The sequence below is a fragment of the Rhodopirellula sp. MGV genome, from assembly GCF_002251265.1.
Lineage (GTDB): Bacteria > Planctomycetota > Planctomycetia > Pirellulales > Pirellulaceae > Stieleria > Stieleria baltica_A.
Genome location: NZ_NPDI01000064.1, coordinates 1 through 25,964, shown reverse-complemented (window position 1 = coordinate 25,964; position 25,964 = coordinate 1). Strand labels below are relative to the sequence as shown.

The 25,964-nt window shown below is 56.8% G+C and carries 20 protein-coding genes; 12 read left to right on the top strand and 8 right to left on the bottom strand.

Features of this window, described 5'->3' with window-relative positions; all coding sequences use genetic code 11:
* Positions 1-971, bottom strand: a 971-nt coding sequence (locus CGZ80_RS22260) for an IS4 family transposase (RefSeq protein WP_143544096.1), incomplete at its 3' end; no start/stop codon positions are given.
* A 244-nt stretch (positions 972-1,215) separates the two neighbouring features.
* Here CGZ80_RS22260 and CGZ80_RS22255 point away from each other — a divergent pair.
* The 6 genes from CGZ80_RS22255 to CGZ80_RS22230 all read left to right on the top strand — a co-directional run bounded on the left by CGZ80_RS22255 (position 1,216) and on the right by CGZ80_RS22230 (position 9,332).
* Positions 1,216-3,228: a peptide ABC transporter substrate-binding protein gene (locus CGZ80_RS22255; RefSeq protein WP_198953765.1), complete on the top strand. Its 2,013-nt coding sequence runs from the start codon at positions 1,216-1,218 to the stop codon at positions 3,226-3,228.
* A 13-nt stretch (positions 3,229-3,241) separates the two neighbouring features.
* On the top strand, positions 3,242-4,171 hold the full coding sequence (locus CGZ80_RS22250) for an ABC transporter permease (protein ID WP_094417892.1): 930 nt from the start codon (positions 3,242-3,244) through the stop codon (positions 4,169-4,171).
* Positions 4,168-5,433 (top strand): ABC transporter permease, encoded by a 1,266-nt coding sequence (locus CGZ80_RS22245; RefSeq protein WP_094417891.1) that lies wholly within the window; start codon positions 4,168-4,170, stop codon positions 5,431-5,433. The genes CGZ80_RS22250 and CGZ80_RS22245 overlap by 4 nt, the downstream gene beginning before the upstream one ends.
* 5 nt (positions 5,434-5,438) lie before the next feature.
* Entirely contained in the window at positions 5,439-6,431 is a 993-nt protein-coding gene (locus CGZ80_RS22240; RefSeq protein ID WP_094417890.1) for an ABC transporter ATP-binding protein, read from the top strand.
* A gap of 7 nt (positions 6,432-6,438) precedes the next feature.
* Positions 6,439-7,449, top strand: a complete 1,011-nt coding sequence (locus CGZ80_RS22235) for an ABC transporter ATP-binding protein (RefSeq protein WP_094417889.1) — start codon at positions 6,439-6,441, stop codon at positions 7,447-7,449.
* Between the two features lie 86 nt (positions 7,450-7,535).
* Positions 7,536-9,332, top strand: a complete 1,797-nt coding sequence (locus CGZ80_RS22230; RefSeq protein WP_094417888.1) for an adenylate/guanylate cyclase domain-containing protein — start codon at positions 7,536-7,538, stop codon at positions 9,330-9,332.
* 23 nt (positions 9,333-9,355) lie between these two features.
* Here the strand turns inward: CGZ80_RS22230 and CGZ80_RS22225 are convergent, their stop codons facing one another.
* Complete coding sequence (locus CGZ80_RS22225; protein WP_094417887.1) at positions 9,356-10,075, bottom strand: hypothetical protein; 720 nt, start codon at positions 10,073-10,075, stop codon at positions 9,356-9,358.
* A 489-nt stretch (positions 10,076-10,564) separates the two neighbouring features.
* On the opposite strand from CGZ80_RS22225, the gene CGZ80_RS22220 reads away from it, so the two are divergent.
* Positions 10,565-11,842, top strand: coding sequence for a 6-phosphofructokinase (locus tag CGZ80_RS22220; RefSeq protein WP_094417886.1), 1,278 nt, complete (start codon positions 10,565-10,567; stop codon positions 11,840-11,842).
* 161 nt (positions 11,843-12,003) lie between these two features.
* Here the strand turns inward: CGZ80_RS22220 and eboE are convergent, their stop codons facing one another.
* From eboE to argB, 3 genes are read right to left on the bottom strand one after another with little or no spacing between them, the layout of a single operon-like run.
* Positions 12,004-13,218 (bottom strand): metabolite traffic protein EboE, encoded by a 1,215-nt coding sequence (gene eboE / locus CGZ80_RS22215; RefSeq protein ID WP_094417885.1) that lies wholly within the window; start codon positions 13,216-13,218, stop codon positions 12,004-12,006.
* Between the two features lie 57 nt (positions 13,219-13,275).
* Entirely contained in the window at positions 13,276-14,208 is a 933-nt protein-coding gene (gene argF / locus CGZ80_RS22210) for an ornithine carbamoyltransferase (RefSeq protein ID WP_094417884.1), read from the bottom strand.
* Between the two features lie 48 nt (positions 14,209-14,256).
* Positions 14,257-15,141: an acetylglutamate kinase gene (gene argB, locus CGZ80_RS22205; RefSeq protein WP_094417883.1), complete on the bottom strand. Its 885-nt coding sequence runs from the start codon at positions 15,139-15,141 to the stop codon at positions 14,257-14,259.
* A gap of 257 nt (positions 15,142-15,398) precedes the next feature.
* Here argB and proC point away from each other — a divergent pair, with 257 nt between their 5' ends.
* Positions 15,399-16,208 (top strand): pyrroline-5-carboxylate reductase, encoded by an 810-nt coding sequence (proC, locus tag CGZ80_RS22200; protein WP_094417882.1) that lies wholly within the window; start codon positions 15,399-15,401, stop codon positions 16,206-16,208.
* A 156-nt stretch (positions 16,209-16,364) separates the two neighbouring features.
* Here the strand turns inward: proC and odhB are convergent, their stop codons facing one another.
* Entirely contained in the window at positions 16,365-17,645 is a 1,281-nt protein-coding gene (gene odhB, locus CGZ80_RS22190; protein WP_094417880.1) for a 2-oxoglutarate dehydrogenase complex dihydrolipoyllysine-residue succinyltransferase, read from the bottom strand.
* A 756-nt stretch (positions 17,646-18,401) separates the two neighbouring features.
* Here odhB and CGZ80_RS22185 point away from each other — a divergent pair.
* Genes CGZ80_RS22185 through CGZ80_RS22175 form a run of 3 tightly spaced genes read left to right on the top strand, consistent with a single transcriptional unit; the run spans position 18,402 to position 23,060 of the window.
* Positions 18,402-20,216, top strand: coding sequence for a glycosyltransferase (locus CGZ80_RS22185; protein ID WP_094417879.1), 1,815 nt, complete (start codon positions 18,402-18,404; stop codon positions 20,214-20,216).
* Between the two features lie 17 nt (positions 20,217-20,233).
* A complete protein-coding gene (locus CGZ80_RS22180) occupies positions 20,234-22,303 on the top strand; it encodes an ABC transporter ATP-binding protein (protein WP_094417878.1) in 2,070 nt (689 codons plus the stop codon).
* A gap of 4 nt (positions 22,304-22,307) precedes the next feature.
* Positions 22,308-23,060, top strand: coding sequence for a sulfotransferase family protein (locus CGZ80_RS22175; RefSeq protein ID WP_158222811.1), 753 nt, complete (start codon positions 22,308-22,310; stop codon positions 23,058-23,060).
* Positions 23,061-23,080: 20 nt separating this feature from the next.
* Here CGZ80_RS22175 and CGZ80_RS22170 read toward each other — a convergent pair whose 3' ends face one another.
* Positions 23,081-23,287, bottom strand: coding sequence for a helix-turn-helix domain-containing protein (locus CGZ80_RS22170; protein ID WP_094417876.1), 207 nt, complete (start codon positions 23,285-23,287; stop codon positions 23,081-23,083).
* 8 nt (positions 23,288-23,295) lie between these two features.
* Complete coding sequence (locus tag CGZ80_RS22165) at positions 23,296-23,928, bottom strand: DUF2975 domain-containing protein (RefSeq protein WP_094417875.1); 633 nt, start codon at positions 23,926-23,928, stop codon at positions 23,296-23,298.
* 383 nt (positions 23,929-24,311) lie between these two features.
* Between CGZ80_RS22165 and CGZ80_RS22160 the strand changes: the two genes are divergently transcribed.
* The gene (locus CGZ80_RS22160) at positions 24,312-25,820 is read left to right on the top strand and encodes a porin (RefSeq protein ID WP_094417874.1); all 1,509 of its coding nucleotides are present in this window, start codon (positions 24,312-24,314) and stop codon (positions 25,818-25,820) included.
* Positions 25,821-25,964: the final 144 nt, after the last annotated feature.

The window sequence follows — 25,964 nt, the reverse complement described above, 5'->3', positions numbered from 1 at the left end:
AACTCCGCCGGAACATCCATCACGTTGGTCACTAGCCGAAGGTAGCCATCGCAGTTGCTGCCCTTGCTTCCTGTTCGCGCATGCGGCGGAACTTGAATCACAATGAACCGAACGCGATGGTCGCTCGTCTGCGTCTTGTGGTTGCTGGCGGAAGCCCCAAGGACCACTTCGGTATCTGAAATGACTCCGGCGGATTGGTCATCTTCAGTGAGCGGTCGCTCTTGCAGGAGCTTCGGCTTGCTGTTGTCACGAGCTCGGCAGATGTAACTGCTACCGATCGCGTTGATTTGATTGAACAGCTCGAACTTCGCGTAACCTCGATCGGTCACATAGCATCGATCGGGCTGCAAGGCATTGGACAAGACAGTCTTCTCGTCGTCCTTTCCTTTGGGTTTCGCGGGTGTAGCATCGACTCTTTCAGGGATTCCGCGAAGAATCTCGAAGTGGGTGTGCATTCGGTAGCCATCTACAGCCTTCCCGACGCTGGTGCCACCGCCCTTCGACGGCAACCATGATAGAGATGCTACGCGCACAGCGGTCTTAAAGACGCTGCCATCAACGGCCGTGAGCTGATGGGCAAATGCGTCGAACTTCGATGGATCAGCCTTTGGGATCTGCGTGGCCAGTGATGCAGCAATGGCCTTGAGTGGTTCGGGATCGAAGATCGACACTGATTCAGAGAGCGATCCTAACGAAGCACGTCCAACGCCGAGCTTTTTTTGAATCTGCTTGAGGGTCGATACTTGTTGCAGTCCGCGTAGCGAATCGACCACCGGATTGAACATCCACATCAAGACCAGCACGCAGTACTGGTCGTAGTGCAGGGTACGATTCTTAGCGGTGTCTCTCGCGGCCCCGATGCCATGCAGGGAGTCGAGTAACGGCTTGACCTTTCGAAAGAACTTTAGCCCGGTGATGTCCGAAGCGTTGATCTTCCTAGAATCGTCGGCGGTGTCAGATGATTGTCTCACCCACCAAGTATGTCATGTCATCGCTCGACGCGCAACTCCACCCAAAACCCCTGGCCGTCCTATTGTGACTGCGCAAATTTTGCGCCGAACAGTATTGTACCTGACACCTTTTCGGCGGTGGAGTAACGCTCTGCGTGCCACAAGGCATAAACCGCTCGGATCGCTCTCGCGTCACGGTTGCCAAAATGCCTAAACTTCCGAGTACCGCCTAGCTCGCCAAGTCCAAACAACAAGAGACACGTCTGTGGCTCCGGAAGTTCGCCGAGGATTCGTCGTTTTTGCAGCTCTCGTGGCTGTCTTTGCCGTCATCTGGGCGGCCCGTCTCGATAGCGTGCCTCCCGCTGACTTCTCGCTCCAAAACGGGACCGATCCCAAAACGATCGACCCGCACCGCGCGACCGGGCAACCCGAAAGCCGGATCATCTACGAAATCTTCGAAGGCCTGACCCGGATGCTGCCCGAAGGCCCGCCGGATCCGGAAAACGGTTTGCAGCCACTTTCGCCTCAGCCCGCCATGGCGGAATCCTGGGACATCAGCGAAGACGGCAAAACCTACACCTTCCACCTCCGCGAAGGACTCCGCTGGTCCGACGGGACGCCTCTGACCGCTCACGACTTCGCTTGGTCTTGGCAGCGGATGCTGCATCCCGCGACCGCCTGCGAATACGGCTACTTGATCAGCCAAGTCCACCTCGCCGACGCCTATCACCGCGCGATCGTCAACGTCGGTGACCGTGTCGAAGTCGAGCTGTGGGATCGTCCCGGCGAAACAGCCACCGGTGACGCTGCAATCAAGCACTTCCCACGCGGCACGATGAAATACGGCGTGCTCCGCGAAATCACCAAGCCACCCGAACCGGAGCTCCCAGAAGACGCCAGCGACGAACAACGCGAAAACGCCGAACTCGATTGGCAGGAGAGCTGGGTCTACGAAGTCGACATCATCCCGCTCGGCGAAAACGGGCGGCCCGACTGGGATCACGCACCCAAACGAGAACGCTTCGCCAGTTCACTGGCCGCAATCAGCGAAGACTCCACCATCACCAGAACGCACGGTTTGATGGTCGATTTCAAGCACGAGGGCGGGGCCCAAGCGATCGATGACAAAACCTTCGTCGTCCAGCTCGAATACTCGGTGCCTTATTTCTTGTATCTGTCGGCCTACTATCCGCTCTATCCAGTCAAACAAGAATGCGTCGAAACCTTCGGCGCCCAAATGTGGACCAAGGCCGAAAACATCGTGTCCAACGGCCCGTTTCGACTGAAGTTCCGCCGGCTTCGCGACCGCGTACGCGTGGAAAAGAACTCGGAGTATTGGAACGTCGATCAAGTCGGAATGAACACGATCGACTTCGTCTCGCTTGAGAGCCAGAACACGGCGCTCAACATGTACGAAACCGGCCAGCTGCAATGGATCAATGACTTGCCAACCTCGGTGCTCGAAGAGCTTCGCAAGCGCGATGACTTTCACAGTGCACCCAAGTTGTCGATCTATTTCTACAAACTCAATCACGCCGTCCCGCCACTGGACGATATCCGAGTCCGACAGGCGCTCAGCATGGCCATCAATCGGCGACAGATCGTCGAAGAGGTCACCAAGGCCGGACAGCTGCCCGCGTTCAGCGTCGTCCCACCAGGCTTGGCCGGCTACAAAGGCGTCAAAGGCCTTGGCGAAGACGTCGACAAGGCCAAGCAGCTGCTCGCCGAAGCTGGCTTTCCCGGCGGTCGCGGCTTTCCGAAGCTGACGCTGATGTACAACACCAGCGAAACGCACCGGCCGATCGCAGAGGTGATTCAGCAGCAGCTGCAAAACAATCTGAACATCAAAATCGAGCTGCAAAACATGGAATGGGGCAGCTTCACCGAAACCGTTCAGATGGAAAACTACCAGATGGCGCGGTATGGCTGGGTCGGTGACTATCCCGATCCGAACACGTTCCTGGATCTGTGGGTGACTGGCAATCCGCAAAGCAATACGAACTGGTCGAACAAAGAATACGACCGCTTGATCGCGGAATCGGGCGAGGAACAGGATCCTGCAAAACGATTGGAGCTGCTCCGCCAAGCCGAAGAGATCCTGGCAACGGAGCTGCCCGTGATTCCGATCTACTTCTACACCTCGGCGGAAATGTGCAATCCGAACGTGCTGAACTTTGCACCGACCGCACAAGACCTGCACCCGCTGTCGATCCTACGCTACGCCGACGAATCAACAGCGTCGAACGCCCCGTCTCCGAAAGCACCGTCACAGGAATGAGAACGCCGACGCAATGAGAGATTTGATCGGATACCTATTGAAGCGTCTGTCATGGATGCTGTTGACGCTTTGGGCCGTCTATACGGTGTCCTTTGTGTTGATGCGGAGCGTTCCCGGCAACCCCTTCAGCGGCGAGCGGAGTGTTCCACCGGCGATCGAACGACAGCTCAAAGCCCGGTACAACCTCGATGCCCCGCCGCTGCAGCAGTATTGGGATTACTTGGTTGGCGTCGTCACCCGATTTGATCTCGGCTGGAGCACGCGACTAGAAGACTACAGTGTCAATCAAGTCATCGCCGAAGGTTTTCCGGTTTCAGTGACATTGGCGATCTTCGCACTCGTGTTTGCGATCATCTTTGGGATCACCGCTGGCGTGATTTCGGCCGTTTACCGGCGATCCACTGCTGACGTGATGCTGATGGCGGCGGCCGTGTTTGGGATCGCCGTCCCGAACTTTGTCATCGCCAGTTTGGCGATTCTGTTGTTCGTGTTCATGATTCAGCTGTTCCCGGCTGGCGGCTGGGGAACGCTCAGCCAAGTTGCGTTGCCGGCGTTCTGTTTAGGGCTGCCCGTGGCGGCGTACATCGCCCGACTAACGCGGACCGGCATGTTGGAAATGTTGACTCGCGATCACGTGCGAACGGCCTTCGCGAAAGGCCTGCCCAAGCGAACGGTGATCATGCGGCATGTGTTGCCAGGGGCGTTACTGCCGGTGGTTTCGTACCTTGGTCCGGCGGTCGCTCGTGTCCTGACGGGATCGTTGGTACTCGAAAAGATCTTCGCATTGCCAGGCATGGGAAGCCACTTTATCAACGCCGCGACGCAGCGTGATTACACGTTGGCGATGGGCATGGTTTTGACCTACACGGTGCTCTTGTTCGCGATGAATACCTTGGTCGACTTGGCGTACGCGATCATCGATCCGAGGGTGAAGCTTCAATGAGCAGTTCCATCACATCCGGCGGCCCCGTCCGGTCTGGCGGCAATGCCACCGAAGAAGCTCTTGAGCGGTTACTGGCCGAGTCCCGCGAAATCCGTGGCGTCTCGCTTTGGCAGGACGCGTTCAACCGCTTGCGTCGCAATCGCACGGCGATGATTTCGCTTTGGTGTTTGGTGTTGCTGGCGACGGCCGCCTTCATGACGCCGCTGTTGCCATTGCAAAGCCCGATCGACAAGGATTTGAACAACCGGCGTTTTCTGCCTCCGAACTTGCAATCAGTGGTTTTGGGTGGTCGTCCGGGGCTGAAGTTCAAAGACGGCAAACTGACCAGCGAATTGGCGAAGTTCGAAGCATCGCTGGCGGGAACACAAAAGAAATTGATCGAAGCGACGGATCTCGAGACCCAGCAAAAGCTTTCTAATGAAATCGAGTCACGGATCGCGGTCGAACATCCGTTCAACCAAATGTGGAACAACCTCGGTGGCGTCGCGTGGTGGATGTGCAAGGTTCGCGTCGCAGTCTTTGGCGACTATGCGATTCCCAGTCTGTTCGGCACTGACAAGCTAGGCCGCGATTTGCTTGCCCGGGTGTTCTGGGGAGCGCGTGTGTCGTTGATCGTCGGCATCGTCGCGACCTTGGTCAGTTTGATTATCGGTGTCAGCTATGGCGCGATCGCCGGGTACTTTGGCGGCCGCGTTGATGCGGCGATGATGCGTTTCGTCGACATGCTATATTCGATCCCGTTTATCTTTGTTGTGATCTTCTTGGTGACGTTCCTTGGCGAAGAAACAGTCAAGCAGGAACTTGCGTCGTATGGGATTGATCAGATCACCATTTTCTACATCGTGATCGGTGCGATCTATTGGTTGACGATGTCACGGGTGGTTCGCGGCCAAATCCTTTCGCTGCGTCACGAGCAATTTGTCGAAGCCGCCAAGACGGTCGGCGCGTCGTCCTGGCGGATCGTGTTCCGACACTTGGTGCCCAACGTGTTGGGGGTCGTGATCGTTTACCTGACGTTGACGATTCCGAGCGTGATGCTGTTCGAAGCGTTCCTTTCCTTTTTGGGGCTGGGCGTTTCGCCGCCTGACGTTTCTTGGGGGCTGCTGCTAAACGACGGCGTCGAAGCCCTGTCGATCGTGAAGGTGTTCTGGTGGGTCGTTGTCTTTCCCGGCGGTGCTTTGGCGGCGACCTTGTTTGCACTGAACTTCTTGGGTGACGGCATTCGTGACGCGCTCGATCCACGAATGAAAAACCGGGACTAACAACGATGAGCAACGCATCCGAACCCTTGCTTGACGTCCGCAACCTGCAGGTCAGTTTCAAAACCGATGACTCACAAGTCCGCGCCGTCCGTGGCGTGTCTTTCCAAGTCTTTCCGGGCGAAACCGTTGGATTGGTCGGCGAGAGCGGCAGCGGCAAAAGCGTCACGAACCTGTCTTTGATGGGTCTGGTTCCGAAGCCACCAGGACGCATCGATGGTGGCGAGGTCTGGTACGGCGGCAAGGATCTGCTGAAAGCCAGCGTCAAGGAGATGCAAGCGATTCGCGGTCGCCGCATCGCGATGATTTTTCAAGACCCAATGACGGCGCTCAACCCGTTGATGACGGTCGGTCAGCAGCTAACCGAGATGACACGGCTGCACCTCGGCCACACGCAAAAAGAGGCCAATCGTCAAGCAGCCGAGATGCTGGAAATGGTCGGTATCAGTGGTGCGTCACGTCGCCTTCGCGATTACCCGCATCAATTCAGTGGCGGGATGCGACAGCGCGTGATGATCGCCATGGCATTGTCCTGCGAGCCCGACTTGTTGATCGCCGACGAGCCCACCACTGCGCTCGACGTGACAATCCAGGCACAGATTTTGGACCTGCTGCGTGATTTGCAGCAGCGCCGTGGAACCAGCATCATCATGATCACGCACGACTTAGGCGTCGTCGCCGAAATCTGTCATCGCGTGCTCGTGATGTATGGCGGACGCGTGGTCGAAAAGGCCGATGTCAATTCGCTATTCGCTTCGCCCAAGCATCCCTACACGCAAGGTCTGCTGCGATCGTTGCCAAGGCTTGATCAAGCGTCCGGCCAGTTGGAAGCGATCCCTGGCCAGCCGCCGGATCTTGGGAACTTGCCCGCCGGTTGCTCGTTCCGCCCGCGCTGTCCCGACGCAATCGAACGCTGTGGATCGACCGAGCCGGCGCTAACGTTGATCGGTCAAGAACGTGAAGCGGCATGCTTCGTCGCACAGGAGGCAGCCGATGTCTAATGCACTGATGTCCGATTCTGTAAAGCCTCGCCAAACCGCACCGCTGTTGTCGGTCGAGGACCTGAAGGTTCATTATCCGTTCAGTCGCGGATCGTTTTTGAATCCCGAGCATGGATTCATTCGCGCCGTTGACGGCGTGTCGTTCGAGATTGCCGAAGGCGAAACGTTGGCTTTGGTTGGCGAATCGGGGTGTGGCAAATCGACGACCGCACGTGCCATCACCGGACTCGCGCCAGTGACCGATGGTCGTATTCGGTTGAACGGCACCGATCTCGTGGGCTTGTCCAGTCGCGAGATGCTGCGTTATCGCCGCGAGGTCCAAATGGTGTTTCAGGACCCGTTCGCTTCGTTGAACCCGCGGATGACCGTCGGCAGCATCATTGGCGAACCACTCGCCGTCCATAAACTGGCTGCCGGGAAAGACCGTAAGCTCGAAGTATTGCGGCTGATGGAGTTGGTCGGGTTGAACCCCAAGTTCCTCAATCGTTACCCACACGAATTCAGCGGCGGCCAACGTCAACGGATTGGGATCGCACGTGCGTTGGCGGTCAATCCCAAAGTGATCTTGTGCGATGAACCGGTTAGTGCGCTCGACGTTTCGATTCAGGCTCAGATCATCAACTTGCTGATGGATCTACAACAGCGGCTTGGGCTGTCGTATTTGTTCATCGCGCATGATTTGAGTGTCGTGCGTCACATTTCGACTCGTGTCGGTGTGATGTATTTGGGGCGGATCGTCGAAATCGGTTCGGCCAAATCGGTCTACAATCACCCGACGCATCCCTACACGCAAGCGTTGCTGTCGGCAGTTCCTGTGCCTGATCCGAAGGCAGCAGTCAGCCGCAACCGCATTCGGTTGGAAGGCGAGGTTCCTACTCCAGATCAGGAATACGTGGGGTGTTCGTTCATCAATCGCTGTCCGATTGCGGTCGAACGCTGTGGTAAAGACCGGCCACCACATGCGCAGTCTCCCGAAGCGGGCGAGACGCACACGGCGGCCTGCTGGGAACGAACGTAGCAGACCGGTATGCTGTGTCTAACGTTGCGGCGTGGACCGTGACGAGATTACAGACTTGTCTTTGACGTTCGGATTGATAATTCGACATGGCTGAATTGATCGCACAAGGTCCCCAGGCCTATCACCGCTGGCGGCGTGAGATCCCTGAACCGGCGATGGTCACCGATATTGTCATCGGCCGAGCGGGCGTGGATTGGAACGTGCCTTGGGATCCGATGATTTCTCGTTCGCATGTCCGCTTGGTGCCACAACCGGATCAAAAGGTTGAAGTGTTTGTTGTCCCGGCGGCGCGCAACCCGGTGTTCCATCAAGGTCGTCACGCGGTGCGTTTCGTCTTGGTTCCGGGAGAGCACTTCGTGATCGGTAACACGACGTTTACGTTGGCCGCCGGTAGGCCAGCGAACAGTCGGGTCGGCCAGGATCAATTCGAAGTCACCGAAAACGTGTTTGATCACGTCGCCCTGCGGCGTAAACATTTCCGCAATGTCGGCGCACGCATCGACGTATTAACGCGATTGCCAGACTTGATTGCCAGCAGCGAAAGCGATCAGGAATTGTTGGTGCGAGTGACAAGTGTTCTGTTGCAATCGACGCCCGCGGCCGAGTCTGTCGCGATCTTGCAAGCGAACAGCAGCGATGGTGATTCGGATCTGCCAGAGTCCTCCGACTCGATCGAAGTGCTGCACTATGACAATCGCAGTGCGACGCTTGGTAATTCGCCGATCAGTCGTCGCCTCGTCGAGCGGGCTATCAAAGCACGTGAAAGTATCTTGAACGTCTGGGAAGGCAGCGACGCGCCGGGTTCAGCCGTCTTTACCGCGCGTGAAGATGTCGACTGGGCGTTTTGTGTTCCGCTTCGTAGCGAAGCTTGCCGCGGTTGGGTGATCTATGTCACCGGCCAAATTCACAGTGACTCGCCATCCGAATCCAGCACGCCGGAAGCGGTCAGTGAGCAACTTCAGGACGATGTTAAATTCGCCGAAATCGTCGGCACGACGGTCGCAAGCTTGCGTCAAAGCCACTTGTTGCAGCGTCGTCAAGCGGCGATGGGGCGGTTCTTTGCACCGATCGTGATGAAGTCGATCGCAGCGGGGGATTCATCGCAAGCGTTGCGTCCACGCGAAGCGGACTTGGCGGTGATGTTTTGCGACTTGCGAGGGTTTTCACAGCGAAGCGAACAAAGCGCCGACCAACTGTTGAAACTGCTTAGCGACGTGAGTGACGCGTTGGGCGTCATGACGAAGCACATCTTGGGGTTCGACGGCGTGATCGGTGACTTTCACGGTGATGCCGCGATGGGCTTTTGGGGTTGGCCGTTGGCGCAATCTGATGCGGCGTTAAAGGCCGCCGAGGCCGCAATTAAAATCCGCGACGAATTCCGAAATTCGGATCACGGTTTCCGCTGTGGCATCGGCATGGCACTTGGCCCCGCCGTCGCTGGTCAGATCGGGACCAAGGATCAGGTCAAAGTCACCGCGTTTGGACCAGTCGTCAACTTGGCGAGTCGTTTGGAGTCGATGACGAAGCGCTTTGGTGCGGAGATCATCGTCGATGAACCGATGCGTGAAGCGTTACGGAGCGGGACATCGGGAACGCTCGGGACAGATTCGCAAGCCATGCCGGTGTTGCTACGGCGTTTGGCCAAAGTGCGGCCCGCCGGAATGAACACTCCGGTACAGATTAGCGAATTAGTTTCCGCTGGCGGTGTGTCTGAATCGCCTGTCGATGAAGCGTTGATCGGCCAGTATGAAGCTGCGTTGGAACGATTCGAATCTGGCGAGTTGGACAACGCGTTACGGCAGCTGAGAACGTTGCCGACATGGGATGGGCCGACCCAGTTTTTGATCCAACAAATCGTCGATGGCACTCACCAAGAGACGTGATTCCGCTGACAAAGTAACTGCTCTTAACGCGGTTTGGATCGCGTCAGTTTCTGTAGCGAATCAAACAGCGTATCGATCTGAGTTTCGGTCGGGTCGGGAGCGATCGCGGTGTAGTAGCCGGGAGTGATTCCAAGTGCCGCACGCATCGCCGCGGCACGTTCCGGCGGCGCATCGATCATTTCTTCGACCAAGTCAAAATCACGGTCCCAAAGGATGCGGTCGGCTAGGCATTCGACCAGCCATTGCCAACGTTCGAGCTCCGCACATTCCTGCCGCAAATCCTCAACGGCCGAATCTTCAGTGGACTGTAGCGTCAAACGTTCTCGCACCAAGCGATCCGCTTGGCGACTGGCGCCGATCACTTCACTTTCCAAGTAGGCGTTCAGTGCCGCCGCGCGCCATTGATAACGGACTTCTGGAGGCGAGACGGTTTCCAACTCGATTTCGAGTTCAATTTGCTGTGAGACGTTCTGGTAAACCGCAGCGACGCCGGCTTCATTGATGCCCGTCAATTCGACCGTTTCGCGGGTTGACTCTAGCAATCCATTGGCAAGTAAATCCAACATCGCCAGTTGCTGTTGCCATGACAATTCGTCGAACAGAGTGACGCCATATTCCCAAGGTGATTCATCGGTTTCGCGACAGCTGATCAGCTCATCCGCCATCGTCGAGATAGATTGACGAATCAACTCGGCTTCCCGGCCGAGCAAGATTCGATCGCCCGAAGGAGTATGCCAGGTCATGATAAGGAATCCATTTTCCAGCCGCACGTGCGAGAGACAAGTACGCCGACGGGACGGCCACCGTGCTATTGCGGACGCAAGGGAACCATCGACGTAGTCGAGATCTTGATCGAACGAGCCGCGGTGTGCAAGTTTTTGACCTGTAGCCCCCACGCTCGATGAGTCGTGGATTCGTCAAAGACATGGATTCAGGTTCGAAATTGGAGTTGATAAAGTGAAATAGAAGCAAACTTGGGGGGTGATCTGAACCATTAGTGCACGCCACGATGGTATCAAGCACACGATAGAGTGGTTTTCTTCCCCCGAATCACCCAGATTGCCGCACCTTTGTGGCCGTATTCACATGGGCGTCTTGGCGATGGCACTCGCATCCATAAAAATTGCGACTCTCCAAGAAACAATCAGAACGTTATCAAACGACGTACGAGGGAGCCGCCGGTCTCATTCTCTTCAGTACCTCGTCCATCCCCCCGATCCCATTAAGCAACTATGCCTGATCATCACACTCTGGATATCAAACGCGTCGCCATCCTGTTTGCGGGCGGCCCAGCGCCGGCGGCAAATGCTGTCATCTCGACCGCCGCTTTTTCGTTCCTGGAAGAAGGCGCACAGGTTTTTGGAATCAAGCACGGGTACAGCCGGCTGAGCGATTACAGCGCCGCGGGCCCTCTGCAAGAAGGCGTTGATTACATCCGCTTTACCCATGACTTGCTGACCAACGCACGCAGCAGCCGTGGGATCATGATTGGCACCGCCCGCACCAACCCTGGCAAGCACGTTAGCAGCCCCGAACACCTCAAAGATCCCGAACTCGTCGCGCCACTGCGTCGCGTTTACGAAGGCCTCTGCTCGCTGGAAGTCGACGCGTTGATCTCGATCGGTGGTGACGACACGCTGAAGACCGCCAACAAGCTGAAGATGTTCCAAGACAATCTTCCTGGCGATGCACGACGATTCCCTGTGATCCACCTGCCCAAAACGATCGACAACGATTACAGCGGTATCGATTTCACGTTCGGGTTCTTCACCGCGGTCGAAACCTTGGCCGAAGAAATTCGCAACCTGAACTATGACGCCGCCGCCGGCCGAGCGTATTTCTTGTGCGAAGCGATGGGACGTAGCGCCGGATGGTTGGCCTACGGTGCCGCGATCGCTGGCGAAGCGAGCTTGGTGATGAGCGTCGAAGATGTCACCGGCGAACTGGCAACTGAGGAAGTCGATCCAGAAACCAACGAGACCCGCAAGGTCATGGTCTTGGACAAGGTCATCGACAAGATGGTTGACATGATGATCGCCCGCGAACGAGAAGGCCGCGAGTACGGCACGATCGTCGTTGCCGAAGGCTTGGCAGAGTTTCTGCCGATGAGCTACTTGGAAGGCGTGTCGCGTGACGAACACGGACACATCAACATCTCGGCGATCAACCTGTCGACGCTGATCAGCAAGTTGATCGCGAAGCGATACAACGAACGCACCGGCAAGACTCGCAAGGTCAACGGACTGCAGTTGGGTTACGAATCGCGTTGCGCCCCGCCACACGCTTACGACGTGATGTTGGGATCGAGCTTGGGCGTCGGTGCCTACCGTGCCCTCGTCGAGGAAAAACTCAACGGCGTCATGGTTTCGGTCTCTGGCCAGTTCAATCTGCACTACGTCCCATTCGAAAAGCTGGTTGACCCCAAGACCCTGGTTACGAAGGTTCGCTTCATCGAGCCACAAAGCGACTTCCATCGCCTTGCACGGTTCTTGGAAACCTGCACCGAGTAATCGCCACCGCTATCCCACTGTGATCACACTGCGATCACACTGCGATTCCACCGCGGCTCATCGATTGAGCCGCAGTTTTGGCTTGTGGCGGTGCCCTAACTTGCGACAAGGCTCCCGCCTTGTCGCACACTCTCTCGCAGGCTTCCTGCCTGCCAATCCATCTAGCCGAGTTTCGAACAGAGCCAGTCCAGTTCGCCGGCAATGTCTTCCGCCAGCCCACGGGCTCGCATCTCGCTCGGAAGCACCGTCCACGCGTACGTCTCGGCTTCGAGGTGCCCGGTGAAGTCGACGTTGATTTCCGGATCGTTGAGTGCTGCCAAGCACTCGAGTACTTCTGCACGCGTCGTTTGCAACAGCCCGAAACGTTCCAAGAAGATTGGCACGTGAAAGTGGATGACCCAGCGATCGCTCTCTGTGAGTTGTTCGGGATCGGTTTGGCGAATCAGTTCAGGCAGGTCTGTCGCCAAACGGAAGCCGCCTTGTCGGTCGACTTGGCCGGTTTGATGCAGATAGCGGTCTTCGGCGAATTCGGACAGCTGTGTCAAAGCGGCGGAGTGTTGGTCGGTGGGGATCGTTTTCCAGTCGGCGACGATCGCGCTGCTGACCTGGACTTTACCGATCGAGATCCCGGCTTCCGCGTACGCCTGGATCGCGTCACGTTGTGGCTCGTTCATCACCGCACTGTGGCAGATGTCGTGACAAGCGCTGATGAATTGCCGATGCCGCTTGTCGGGCAGCTGGGCGTCGAAGAACGCGATCATGTCGTCGACCGTGTCCAGCGTGCAGCCAGGTTCGGGCTCAATCGCGACGGTGATCTTTCGGCCGCTCGAAGCGTGAAGTTCAGCTAAGTACCGTGCCAGTTCCCGCAGATTTGCGCCGGCGGCATCGAGGTCGATATGACGTGCCGAAGCGTCGGCAAACGGATTGTCTGGCCAGCCGATAGGCAGTGTGCTGATCGAGCCGGTTGCGGCATCCTCTGGCATAATGCACGAGAGAATCGTCGCGAGCCGCTGAGTGTATTCCAGGCGTTCGCGATCGGCCCATGTCGGCAGGTAAACGCCTTGTTTGACCCGATCGCCATGGAAGTTTGCGAAGGGGAAACCGTTGATGGTGAAGGCCGACAACTTTGCATCCGCTAAGAACGTGGCAAAGCCATCGAGTTCGCCGCCGACCAATTGTCGCGAGGCTTCATCGGGGATCCAAAGCCCGACGCCCAGTTGGTCACAAGGGCGTGTCTGCGAGAGCTTTTCGCGAACGGCAACGGCGTAGCGAGTTAGGTTCTCGCGGATCGAGTTCAGATCGGTTCCTGCGTGCACGTTGGTGCAATAGCCGACCTGTGCCGACGTGAGTTTCCCAAGTTCAGTTGTTGAAGTCACCGTCGGGTCTGTCCTTGTCGAGGAAGCGTGGTCGCCAAAACGTAGAACGTCAGTTTGTTAGACGTTCTTGGCAATCCAGTCAGGGTTAAGCAACCAGACCAGCAGGCCCTTTTGGGCATGCATGCGGTTACCCGCTTGGTTGATCACGTCGCTCTGCTTGCCATCGATCACGTTGTCGGTGATCTCTTCGCCGCGGACGGCTGGCAAACAGTGCAGCACGCGAGCGGTGGACGGTGCGGCGGCCATCAGTTTGTCGTTGACTTGGTAATCGGCGAACGCCATGCGGCGGCTTTTCGCTTCGGCCTCTTGCCCCATACTGACCCACACGTCGGTGTAGATCGCGTCGGCGGTCGCCACGGCGGCAGCCGGATTGTGGACCGTATTGATATCGGCATTCGGGTGTGCTTTGGCCAGTTCGGCGACCCATTCCTCGTCCATCTCGTAGCCTTCTGGACAGGCCAACGTGAACTTCATGTCGAGCTTGGCACAGATCAACGCCAGTGAATTTGCGACGTTGTTTCCGTCACCGACAAAGACCATGTGTTTGCCGGTGTAGTCACCAAACGCTTCATCAACCGTCATCACGTCAGCGAGAGCTTGGCAGGGATGACAAAGATCGGTCAGGCCGTTGATCACCGGGACGGCATTGAAGCTGGCCAGTTGGGTGACGCTTTCGTGTCGATTCGCGCGGCAGACCACCGCATCGATGAACTGGCCCAGGACCTTGCTGAAATCCGAAGGTGACTCACGTTTTCCCCAGCCGACATCATCGCCCAAAAACAGGCTGGATCCGCCGAGCTGTGCGATTCCCGACTCAAAGCTCACGCGGGTGCGCAGGCTGGGTTTTTGGAACAGCAACGCAACCACGCGATTGTGCAACACGTCGGGGCGTTCGCCAGCGAGCAGTTTGCTTTTGACGACCTTGCTCGCTTTCAGAATCAGCTTGAGGTCGTCGGAGGAGACGTCAAAAAGAGAAATGAAATGTTGCATCTTGGAGGACTCGTTTTCCGCTGTGACGGGAAAAGGAAAAAGTCAATGTCACGCGGTTGCGGGGGCAGGTTCGCGATAGATTTCGGTGCCGACGCCTTCGGAGGTGTAAATTTCCAGCAGCAGCGAGTGGCGCAGTCGGCCGTCGATGATGTGGACTTTGCCCACGCCACGTTCGAGCGTTTGCAGACACGCTTCGACCTTGGGGATCATCCCTTCGGAGATATCGCCACTGGCGATCAATTGCCGAACTTTTGATTCGCTGAGCGAGTGGATGATCGTATCGGGATCGTCCTTGTCCAAGCGGACGCCGTTGACATCGGAAAGGAAGATCAGCTTTTCGGCGCCGAGTGCTTGGGCAACGGCCATCGCCGCAGTGTCGGCGTTGACGTTGTACAAGTTGCCTTCGCGGTCTTCGCACATGCTGGGGATGATCGGTACCTGGTCGGTATACAGCAAGCTTTCGATCACATCGCGGTCGACTTCGGTGACGTGGCCGACGTGGCCCAGGTCTTCGCCGGTTTCCAGTGCCAGCCGTTCGCCGAACAGAACGTTCGTCGTGTGCACCGACAGGTTCATCGCGCGACCGCCAAGCCGTTCGACTTCGTTGGTCAGTTGGCGGTTCAAATCACCGGCCAAGACCTCGCGGACGACTTTCAGCGTCGCGTCATCGGTGTAGCGTCGGCCGTGGATGAACTTTGCTTCGATGTTCGCTTCGGCTAGGGCACGGTTGATCGCTTTGCCGCCGCCGTGGACCACGACGGGTTTCATGCCCACCGTTTCCATAAAGATGACGTCCAGCAAAATATGCAGCAGGGCGTTGTCGTCGTCCAAGACGCTGCCGCCCAACTTGATGACGGTCGTCTTGCCACGAAACCGGCGGATCCACCCCATCGCTTCGATCAAGGTATCCGCTTTCGCGATCGCTTCTAGCACGTGCGAGACTCCCGTGGAATTCAAGGCAAAATGTTTCAATGCGTCAGCCGGTCGCCGGCTATCAAACTATCGGCTGATGGAGGATCGGCCTGTTGGCGATCGGGGAAAAACGCATCATGCTAGGTGCCTGCGGTGTAGGGGTCAATTGTCAAGCGGTCGGTCGGAAGACTTCACCGCAGAAAAGAACCAGAAAAGCGGCAAAAAGGCGTCGTCACCCCTCCAAACACGCCGTGCGAACGAATGAGGAAGAAAACTTGATGAAGAAACGAACTGTAGCCATCATCGGTGGCGGACAAATGGCACGTGCCCTGGCTGGCGGAATGCTGGCCTCCGGGGTGATCGCAAATGAAGACCTTTCGGTCGCCGATCGGAACGCTGACAAACAGCAATGGTGGGCCGAACAGTACCCTGGCGTCACCGCGAAACCCGATCTGACCGACATCGTTCCCGATTGTGACACCGTGATGCTGGCGGTGAAGCCCTACGCCATTCCCGCCGTTGCCGCTCAAGTTGCCGCTTGTAGCGATTCAGACAAGCTGGTGGTCTCCGTCGCCGCGGGAGTCTCTCTCCAGCAGCTCGCCGATCAGGTCGGGCACCAGCGGATCATCCGGGTGATGCCCAACACGCCTAGCTTGGTCGGGGCGGGGGCAAGTGCCTATTGCGTCGGCGAGGCCGTCACCGACGAAGATTGCCAATGGATCGACGAGGCGCTTTCCAGCGTCGGTGTCGCCGCAAAAGTCAACGAAGCTCAGATGGATGCCGTCACAGGACTAAGCGGTTCCGGCCCCGCTTACATCTGCTTGGTCATCGAGGCGCTTTCCGACGGCGGCGTGCTTTGTGGATTGCCGCGGCCGTTGGCGATCAAGCTCGCCGCGCAAACTGTCATGGGGGCTGCCAAGATGGTATTGGAAACGGGCAAACACCCTGGCGAGCTAAAAGACGCAGTAACCAGTCCCGGCGGAACGACGATCGCTGCGATCCAAGCACTCGAAGACCACGGGTTGCGCGCCGCCATGATTGCGGCCGTTCAAGCGAGTGCGAAACGCAGCATCGAGCTCGGCTCGTAAGCGGAGCGGTACGGCGTCGGTTTACGAAAAGCCGTCGCCGACAACAGCAGCCCAAAACAACAACAGCCGGTGCGATCTTGTTCGCACCGGCTGTTCGTTTTGGTTTCAGGTGATTGAAAAGCTGTTGGTCGCAGCTCGTCGCTTACAGTTCACCGCTTAGAGTTCGAGGAACAGGCGAGCTGGGTCTTCGATCACTTCTTTGATCGTGCGTAGGAAGCCGACCGCTTCGCGACCATCGACGATGCGGTGGTCATAGGTCAATGCGACGTACATCATCGGTCGGATCTCGACTTTTCCGCTGATCGCGACGGGGCGTTCTTGGATCGAGTGTAGCCCTAGGATGCCCGATTGTGGCGGGTTGACGATCGGTGTGCTCAGCAGCGATCCGTAGACTCCACCGTTGCTGATCGTGAATGTACCGCCGATCAGGTCTTCGGCTTGCAGGCGGTTTTCAGACGCTTGCTTGGCGAAGTCGGCGATTGTCCACTCGATTTCGGCGAACGACATCCGTTCGGTGTTGCGAAGGATCGGCACGACCAAGCCTTTGCCGCCACCGATGGCGATCCCGATGTCTTGGTAGTTGCGATAGATCGCGCTGTCGTCGCGAACTTCGGCGTTGACAGCGGGGAATCGTCGCAGCGCTTCGACGCTGGCCTTGGCAAAGAACGACATGAAGCCAAGTTTGACGCCGTGCTTCTGCAGGAACGCGTCCTTGTACTTGCTGCGAAGCGCCATGACGGGAGCCATGTCGATTTCGTTGAAGGTGGTCAGCAGTGCCGCGGTTTGTTGGGCGGTGACCAAGCGTGATGCGATTGTACGTCGCAGCATGCTTAGCGGTTTGACTTCTTCGCTGCGGTCGGCCGCACCGGTCATCAGGGTGCTTTGTGGCTTCGGTGGTGCGGCGACGGATTTCGATTCGGCGGGTTTCGCCGGCGCGGCCGGTGCTGGGCTGGACGCGGCTGGCTTCGCTTTCCCGCCGGCGTCCAGGAATTTTTGCACGTCTTCTTTTAGCAAGCGTCCGCCGGGGCCGGTTGCCGGGACGTCGCTGGCGGACAAGCCATTTTCATCGAGCAGTCGCTGAGCGGCGGGCATCACAAAGCTGGCTTCGCCGGAAGACGCGGGTGCGGAATCTGGCGACGCGGCAGCCGCAGGGGCGGAGCCGCCAGCCGATCCGCCGTCACCCGACGGCTTGGGGGCGACCTTGATTTTGGCGATCACTTCGCCGATCTCGGCAAAGTCTTCTTCTTGTTTGGTGATGTCTTGCAAGAAGCCAGCGACGGGAGCTGGCAATTGGACGGACGCTTTTTCGGTTTCGATTTCGACAAGGTCTTCGCCACTCTCGACCCAGTCGCCTTCCGACTTCAACCACGCACCAAGTTGAACTTCGGTGATGGATTCGCCCACGGTTGGGACTTCAACGTCTACGATTTCGCTCACGGGTCCAGGTCTTCCAGGTCAGGTTGAAAACAGGTTGGAACGGGCACTAGCAGTATGAAAAGGATACCGGGTGAGCAATCGCTCTCACAGCGGTGTCCCGGCTGGTTCTGGGAAGAACACGGTTCTAGCGAAGGCGAGCGTGTTCGGTGGCCACAACCTTGCGTCGGCACAGATACCCCTTCGACACAATAGCTCGATTCCTGAAACATACGTTCCCCGAATCGGAGGCCTGATAGCATTTTCTCAGCTGGCTCGGTCCGTCGAGCCATGTTGGTAACAACCGTCAGGGCCGTCTTCCCGCGACGCAACGTCGCAAGCGATTAACGCGACGCAACGTCGCAAGCAATCGAATTGAAAATCGATGGCGGGGCCAGACCCCGTCAACCTCCACCAGTTGCAAGCAAATCAGTGACGGGGCCAGACCCCGCAACAAAACAGTGACGGGGACAGACCCCGCCGGTCTTTCGCTTTCGCGTATGTTGAGTTCGATTTGCGATTTGTTCGCTGTTGGTCAAAAGGTGACGAAGTTGGCGAGTTTTTAACGGGCGGTCCCCACAGGCTGGGGAGATTCTCTTGCGATGACCGACACTGTTCCAGTAAAGCTTCCCTTTGGGCGATGATTCTTGCCTGCCCCCGCGGCCTGCAGGTTGGCATCCCAAACGATCTTTACACTCATTTGCGGCGTGACTAAAACGCAAAATCAGACAGGAATTGTCTGACGGTTTTGTGGTGCGAATCGCGACAGGAAAAAGCAGGATGCTTTCATTTTCGATCATTACGCCAACTCTGGCCAGGCGACGATTTCTCGTCGAAACGCTGGAAAGCGTGACATACTCGGATGCGGCGCTGCAAGTCGAGCACTTGATTGTCACTTCGCCGGACGCCGGTGATTCGCCACTGAAGTTTGATCTCGGCGATTCACACGTCACTCGATCCATTCTCGAAACACCCGTTTGCGGTGCCGCTGCGGCTTTCAATCACGGAATGCTGCAAGCCCAAGGCGACATTATCGGATGTCTCGCCGATGATGACACGTATTTGCCCGAGACATTGAGTCGGGTTCAAGGGATTTTCGAGTCGAACCCCGATGCCGAAATCATCTATGGTGCGATCGATCAAATCGACGAAGACAACGTCACCTACCGAACACGCGTTCCCCGGCTGATCAATCAACGCCGCATTCTGCGCAAAGCACCGAATCTCCAGCCAAGCCTGTTCTTTCGCCGCAGTCTGCTGGAGCGAACGGGCAATCTGGATGAATCCCTGCAGTATCATTTTTGGTACGAGTTCGCACTGCGAGCGTTCCGTGCTGGTCATCGCTTCGTCCGCACCGAGGACAGCCTGGGGTGCAAACGCCGGCACCGAGAGAACACCCACTTCGGCAACGCGGTGATCAGCGATCGCGTCGCCGCCGCACAAGAACGTATCGAATTGTTGCACAAGCATTTGGGAATGGTTCCCGCCCCTGCGGCGCTCGAGCTCGGCCAAGTCCTTGCCTTGCAACAAGGGTTTGAGCCCTTAGCAAAAGGCTACGATCGTGCCGTCTTGCGTTTGGCGTCTCAGGCGATCAAGCCACTGGGCGGTTCACGGAATCTGTATCTCACCCATGCCAAACACCAATCTGTTCGTGCGCTGAAGTACCCACGAGAGTTGACACGTTACATGCCAAAGGCGGTTGCCGTTGGTGTCCGTGGTTTCTTTCGCAGTCGACTATTCCAGTTGAAACAACACGAGCCTCGCGCGGTCAAGAACCAGAAACAGTTGGTTGGCGAGTCAGCCAGCAAACAGCTGTCGATCGGCATGGTGACGCCGAACCTGAACACCGCCGAGTACCTGCAACGCACCATCGAAAGCGTCGTCAATCAAAACTTTCCGCGGCTTCAGTACGTCGTCCAGGATGGCGAATCGACGGACAACAGCGTCGACATCATTCGCCAGTTCGAATCCCAATTGCACTGCTGGGAATCGCGTCGTGATGGCGGCCAAACACAAGCGATCAACCGCGGGTTAAGCCACGTCGACACCGACATCATGGCCTACCTAAATTCAGACGACATCTTGCTTCCTGGAAGCTTGTCGTTTGTCTCAGAGTACTTTCGCAAGAATCCCAGCGTGGATGTGATCTACGGGCACCGATTGATCATTGACGAGAACGATCAGGAGATCGGCCGCTGGGTGCTTCCCCCACACGACGACCATGCCATCATGTTCGCCGACTACATTCCGCAAGAGACAATGTTCTGGCGGAAACGAGCTTGGGAAGCCGTCGAATGCACGTTTGATGAATCGTTCCAGTTCGCTATGGATTGGGATCTCATTCTGCGGTTTCGAGCCGCCGGGATGAAGTTCGTCCGCGTCCCCCGGTTCCTCGGCGCATTCCGCGTCATCGAAACCCAGAAAACACAGGTCCTCCTCGAGACTCTGGGGACCACCGAGATGAACCGACTTCGTCGCCGCGTACTGGGGCATGTCCCCAGCCATCGTGAAATGCGACGAGCCATTCGCCCCTATCGATTTCGGCAGTGGTTTCACCACCATGCACAAACCCTGCTGGAAACGACCCGCGGTTAGGTCACACGATAAACAACATGAAACCATTCCTCCGCATCGCCAGAGGCTTGGGCCGTTACCCAATGGCCCTTGCCGCTTCCGTCCTATGTTCTCTTGCCGTCGCGATGCTGTGGGGCGGCAATATCGGTGCCGTCTATCCAGTCCTGGAAGTCTGTTTGAACGGCAAGTCCGTTCAGCAATGGATCGCTGACGACATCACCGAAGCAGAAACGGATATCGCCGAATACAATGCTCAGTTGGTCGCTTTGCCAAAACCAGGCGAAGCAAATGCCACCGAAGCGACTGATCTCCAGCGGCGGCATCTTCAAGACGACATCAAGTCCTGCGAGGAAACCATCACCAATCGGCAGTGGGTTCAGCCTTATGCCGAGTACTTGCCCAAAGATCCGTTCTATACCGTCTTGGTGTTCATGACGATCTTGTTGGCCGCGACCGCGCTGAAGAACTTGTTCATTGTCGCGAACTTGGTGACGACCACTTGGGCGGTTCAAAAGACAACGCTGGATCTACAAAACGAGTACACCGAAAAAGTCCTTGCGCTGGACATGGCCGCGTACGACAAGTTCGGAACCAGCCAGCTTGTCACGCACTTTACCGAATCGATCGAACACGTCAGCAAAGGGTTGCATGTCTTGCTGGGGGCCTCGGTTCGTGAACCACTCAAAATTATTGTTTGCGGTGTCGGCGCGTCGCTGATCAGTTGGCGTCTGATGCTGTTCACCCTCATGATCGCTCCACCAACAGCGCTCTTGATCTCCACACTCAGCCGCAAGATCCGTCGCACACTCAAAGCACACGTTTCTGACTCGGTGCACTTGAATCGATTGGTTTTCCAGTCGGTGATGTCACTTCCGGCGATCCAAGCTTACGGCATGGAGAAACCGATGGCGCATGAAGTCGACTTGGCGGGTGACGAGCGGATGCGCCGTTCGGTCAAAATCTCGTTTTGGATCGCGATGACCAAACCGGTGACCGAACTGGCTGGCATCACCGCCGTCGCGCTTTCGCTAGTTGCCGGTGCCTACTTGGTGCTGAACCAGCAAACCGACTTGTTTGGTATCCAGATGACCGATCGTCCGCTAACGATTTCACAGATGCTGATTTTCTTCGGCATGATGGTCGGGATGAGCGATCCGGCGCGGAAGCTAACCGATGTCTATAGCAACTTGCAAATCGGGATCGCGGCTGCCGATCGCGTCGCGGAAATCTTGGACGAAGAAAGTCGATTGGCATACAACCCAAACAGCGTGTCGGACGCCGTTGCAGGCGATCGCAACAGTGACACCTCCGCGGAAACCGCCAGCGATGCGGCGCATGCGTCATCGACCCTGTTTACTGATGGCCGGGTCGAGTTCCGGTCAATTTCGTTTGGCTACCTCGCTGACCAATCAGTTCTCGACGAAGTCACCTTGTCGGTCGAGTCCGGCGAGACGGTTTGTATCGTCGGGTCCAACGGATGCGGAAAGTCAACGCTCGCGAAACTGCTGCTGCGGTTTTACGACCCGCACGATGGCCAGGTCTTTATTGACGGTGTGGACCTTGCCGAGGTCGATCCCAGAGTCGTCCGCCGCGCGATCAGCTTTGTTGCCCAAACGCCAGCGATGATCGACGATACCGTGTCGGCGAACATCCGTTTTGGGACGGACGGAGCCAGCGAAGAAGAGGTGATCAAGGCGGCGAAACTCGCGCGTGCTGATGAGTTCATTGTGAACCTTGGCAAGCAATACGACACAGAAGTTGGCTTCGACGGAAATCGTTTGTCTGGCGGTCAGAAGCAACGGATCGCACTCGCCAGAGCGTTCTTGCGTAACCCAGCGATTCTGGTGCTTGATGAAGCGACAAACCAAATTGACCAGCACAGCGAGCAGATGATTTACGACGCGCTGCGTGACTACGCTCGCGATCGAACCTGTATCTTTGTGTCGCACCGACCCGAAGTGTTTGAGCTTTGTGATCGCATCATCGTGATGGACCAAGGCAAGGTCGTTGCCAGCGGCGCACCAGAAGAACTGCTCAACACCTGTCCGCCGTTTGCCAAGTTGTTTGCGGCCAACCTCGACCTGCTTTCGTCACGCCAAGCCGCTTAAGTCATTGCCAACAAAGTCATTGATCATCGCCGGGGCCCAGAAGTGCGGCACGTCGACTTTGTTTGCGACGCTGGCCAATCATCCCGGGATCGATGTTCCACGCGATCCCGAAACTGGTAAGGCGTTCAAAGAGATCGATTTCTTTAATCGCCATCACCAACGTGGCGACGATTGGTACTTCAGTCGATTTATGTCGGACGGGAAAACGCGTCTCGATGTGTCACCGAACTACCTCTGCGACCCGCAGGCTCATCAACGGATGCATGCCTTGCTGCCTGACGCGATGGTGGTTGTTTCCTTGCGAGATCCCGTCGACCGTGCAATCAGTCAATACAATCACTACACGCAGCTGATGCCGGGTTCGCACGATTGGGATTGGCGATGCCCTGAAGACACGTTGGACGTCAACGTTCAATCAGAACTCGCCAGTCCCTATGACGATTGGGCAGGAATTCTCAATCGCGGCAAGTACCTTCAGCAGCTCACGCATCTGCTGAAGTTCTACGATCGTTCCCAAGTCCACGTGATGGTGATGGATCAGTGGTGCGTGGACCCAGAACATCATCTCAGTGCTCTGTTGGACTTTGCAGGTCTGCCGCAAGTCGCCCTCGACGTCCACACCTGTCATGTGCGGACCTATGATTCCGACCCTGCAGGTGCCGAGCTACGCAAGCAGTTAGTTGAGTTCTATCGTCCTCACAACGAAGCCCTGTTTGACTTCCTAGGGGCCCGCTTTGAATCATGGATCCTGCCGTAGAACTGGTCGCGCCAGCGAACTCAGTCGTCTTCGAACGAAAGGATTTCGCCGGGCTGGCAATTCAACGCTCGGCAGATCGCGTCGAGTGTGGTGAAGCGAACGGCTTTTGCCTTGCCCGTCTTTAAGATTGACAGGTTGGCGAGTGTGATTCCAACTTCATCCGCAAGTGCCGTTAGCGTTTTGTCGTTTTCTTCCATCACCTGAGATAGGTTGATACGGATCGTCATGGCTTCGTCTAAATCGTGAGCGATTGTTCTTCCCGCATTCTCGCGCCATGGCGAAAGACTTCGGAAAGGACAAGAACGGAGATACCGACGGCGAACAATCCGACGGGGAACTCGACTCTGCCGTTCAGATTGAAACCGCTTGGCACGATCATCGAATCGGCGAAGCCAGAGACGAGCAGTTGACCGAATGCCCGGAAGAAGCCAAACGCCAGGATGAGCAGGCCGATCGTTCTCATTCGGCGGGCGTTTTCTGCAACAAACGGATCTTGCTGATCAATCGTCCACACGATGTCTCGCAGTTGCTTGACAAAGTAGATCGCAGCCACCAGCAAGCTTCCCAGTAGCAGGCCGAGTGCCGCACGTTGCGCGATCGTGATGCGGGCCGGGTTGCTCTCATTGAAAACCAGTTTGACTTTCGCGGGCCCATCAAACTGAACTCCGACCGCCCTGCCGGCGCGATCCTGAGCAGCGAGCGCAGACGCATCGATTTCACTGGCGTACCCAACCAACTCCCAGTTCGCAATGTCGCTCGGCGCGAAGGCGATAATCAGCAGTGTAACCGCTGTCATCGCGATCGCTCCCCACCACCAAACGTTCACAACAGCTTTCAACACACTCAACGAAATCGGCTTCTTGGACATTGCGCAAGCTCCTTTGGGTTTATCGTTTAACGATAAGGCGTTGAGGTTGCCAGAGTCAAGTGTTGTTTATCGAATTGCGATAAATGTGTGGTGGGTGAGATAGCCTCGGTTATCTCGCTGTAGTTGGTGGCTTCAAGCTGAACCCTGCTTTCCGTGCGAGCCCTTCTCAGTCGTGAGTGCAGCAAAGTCCTGGCATCTTTGGTTGACGCTCTAGCGACATTGTCGCGTGCGGTGTCCCTCAGTTCTGCGTCCGTCTACCCGATTTGTCGGGGTGAGCGGTCGTTACGAAGTGAACGATTGGTGCAATCGGCACTGAAACCCGATGCGTACGTTGCAGGTTCATCGTACGCATCGTTTTCCGTTAGTGGCTCCAGGGACCGCCGATGTCTTCCGTTCGATTGCTTCTCGTTTTGGTATTTGTCGCGACACTTTTTTCGGCCACCAACGTGGTTGCCCAAGGCGACTCGGTGCCACCAACGCTGATCGCACTTCAGGAGCAAATCGAATCCAACACCCAGCAATTGCGTTTGCTGTCCGAGCAGCTTGGGCAGGCCGAGTCGACTTCTGATGCGGCGTTCGGATTGTTCCCCGATCCTGGTGATGATGGGTGCACGCCAGGAAGCCTGCTGCGTGTTCCGCTGACGATGGAGCAAGCTGTTGACTTGGATTGTGATCAGGCTCCGTCGTCCGCCAAGACGCACCATCGATTGGATTTTTATGGTGACTATGACAAGGGGTTCGTGATCGAACCGTTTGATCAAAGCGAGCATCCGTTTCGATTGCGGATCAGTAGCTGGGTGCAGTTTCGCCACTCTGGTTTTGGTCGAGACGTCGACACTTGGGCCGACAACGCCGGGACGGTTCGGGATGTGCGGACACGAAATGTCTTCGACATCGAACGCGCACGTTTGGTGTTTTCTGGAATGGCAATCGACGAGCGGTTCAACTACTTTTTGCAAATCGATGGCGATAGCGATGGCTCGCACATCGCCGATTTTATGGACTACTGGATCGGATGGAAATTCAGTGATTCGTTCCGATTGCAAATGGGGAAGCGAAAGATCCCGGGCAGTCGCCAGTGGCTATTGAGTGCTCGCCGGACTCGGTTCAGTGACCGTCCAATGGCAAACGACTTCTTTCGCCCCGACCGAACGATCGGCATCTACGGGATCGGCACGATTGGTGAAAGAGGTCACTACCAACTCATGGTTGGCGATAGCTTTCACCGGCCCAATGCCCGTATCAACCAGCGAGACGACCGGTTCACGTTTGCGGCGACCAGCTACTTCGATCCCTGGGGAAACTACGGAAGTCAAATCGTCGACTTTGACTGTTCCGGTTCGCCTCTATTGAGGGTCGGTCATTCCATTACCTATTCGTCCCAGGAATCCGACAGGCTCGGGACAGCGTTGGATGAGGCGACGTTCTTGCGACTGTCTGACGGAACGGTTTTGACGCAAACGGGCGCCCTCGCAACGGGAGTGACGGTGTCGGAGTACGACATCCTGCTCTATGGAATCGACATTGCCTGGAAGTATCAAGGCTGGAGTTTCAACTCGGAAGTTTTCCTGCGTTGGGTCGACAACCTTCGTGGTGATGGGGCGCTGGCGATCAGCCACCTTGATCAACGCGGGTTGTATGTTGAAGGCGGGCGGTTCTTGATCCCAAAAACACTTGATCTCAACGGACGGTACTCTCAGGTCAGTGGCGAGTTTGGTACGGGAACCGAGTACGCGATCGGCTTCAGTTGGTTTCCAGCTCACAAACCGCAGCTAAAGTTTTCATTCGACGTCACAGCACTCGACAGCAGCCCGCTGCAAGGCACCCCCAGCGACATCCTGGCAGGCGACGACGGAATCCTCTATCGCACCCAACTCCAAGCCGACTACTGAAAAAAGATGTCAGGACTGAATGGCACGTACTTAAGCGGCCGGACACTAGATAGGGGCTAGTGATCGGCGTGCTAGCACTACAGGCAGTGACTGCAAATCGAATTTGCATTTTCGATGCCAGTTTTGAATTGAAACATGGACAAG

Bases quoted from the DNA above. Each gene is read 5' to 3' on its own strand.
- CGZ80_RS22250 (WP_094417892.1), top strand. From the start codon at position 3,242: ATGAGAGATTTGATCGGATACCTATTGAAGCGTCTGTCATGGATGCTG.
- CGZ80_RS22245 (WP_094417891.1), top strand. From the start codon at position 4,168: ATGAGCAGTTCCATCACATCCGGCGGCCCCGTCCGGTCTGGCGGCAAT.
- CGZ80_RS22240 (WP_094417890.1), top strand. From the start codon at position 5,439: ATGAGCAACGCATCCGAACCCTTGCTTGACGTCCGCAACCTGCAGGTC.
- CGZ80_RS22235 (WP_094417889.1), top strand. From the start codon at position 6,439: ATGTCCGATTCTGTAAAGCCTCGCCAAACCGCACCGCTGTTGTCGGTC.
- CGZ80_RS22230 (WP_094417888.1), top strand. From the start codon at position 7,536: ATGGCTGAATTGATCGCACAAGGTCCCCAGGCCTATCACCGCTGGCGG.
- CGZ80_RS22225 (WP_094417887.1), bottom strand. From the start codon at position 10,075: ATGACCTGGCATACTCCTTCGGGCGATCGAATCTTGCTCGGCCGGGAA.
- CGZ80_RS22220 (WP_094417886.1), top strand. From the start codon at position 10,565: ATGCCTGATCATCACACTCTGGATATCAAACGCGTCGCCATCCTGTTT.
- argF (WP_094417884.1), bottom strand. From the start codon at position 14,208: ATGCAACATTTCATTTCTCTTTTTGACGTCTCCTCCGACGACCTCAAG.
- proC (WP_094417882.1), top strand. From the start codon at position 15,399: ATGAAGAAACGAACTGTAGCCATCATCGGTGGCGGACAAATGGCACGT.
- CGZ80_RS22185 (WP_094417879.1), top strand. From the start codon at position 18,402: ATGCTTTCATTTTCGATCATTACGCCAACTCTGGCCAGGCGACGATTT.
- CGZ80_RS22180 (WP_094417878.1), top strand. From the start codon at position 20,234: ATGAAACCATTCCTCCGCATCGCCAGAGGCTTGGGCCGTTACCCAATG.
- CGZ80_RS22170 (WP_094417876.1), bottom strand. From the start codon at position 23,287: ATGACGATCCGTATCAACCTATCTCAGGTGATGGAAGAAAACGACAAA.
- CGZ80_RS22165 (WP_094417875.1), bottom strand. From the start codon at position 23,928: ATGTCCAAGAAGCCGATTTCGTTGAGTGTGTTGAAAGCTGTTGTGAAC.
- CGZ80_RS22160 (WP_094417874.1), top strand. From the start codon at position 24,312: ATGTCTTCCGTTCGATTGCTTCTCGTTTTGGTATTTGTCGCGACACTT.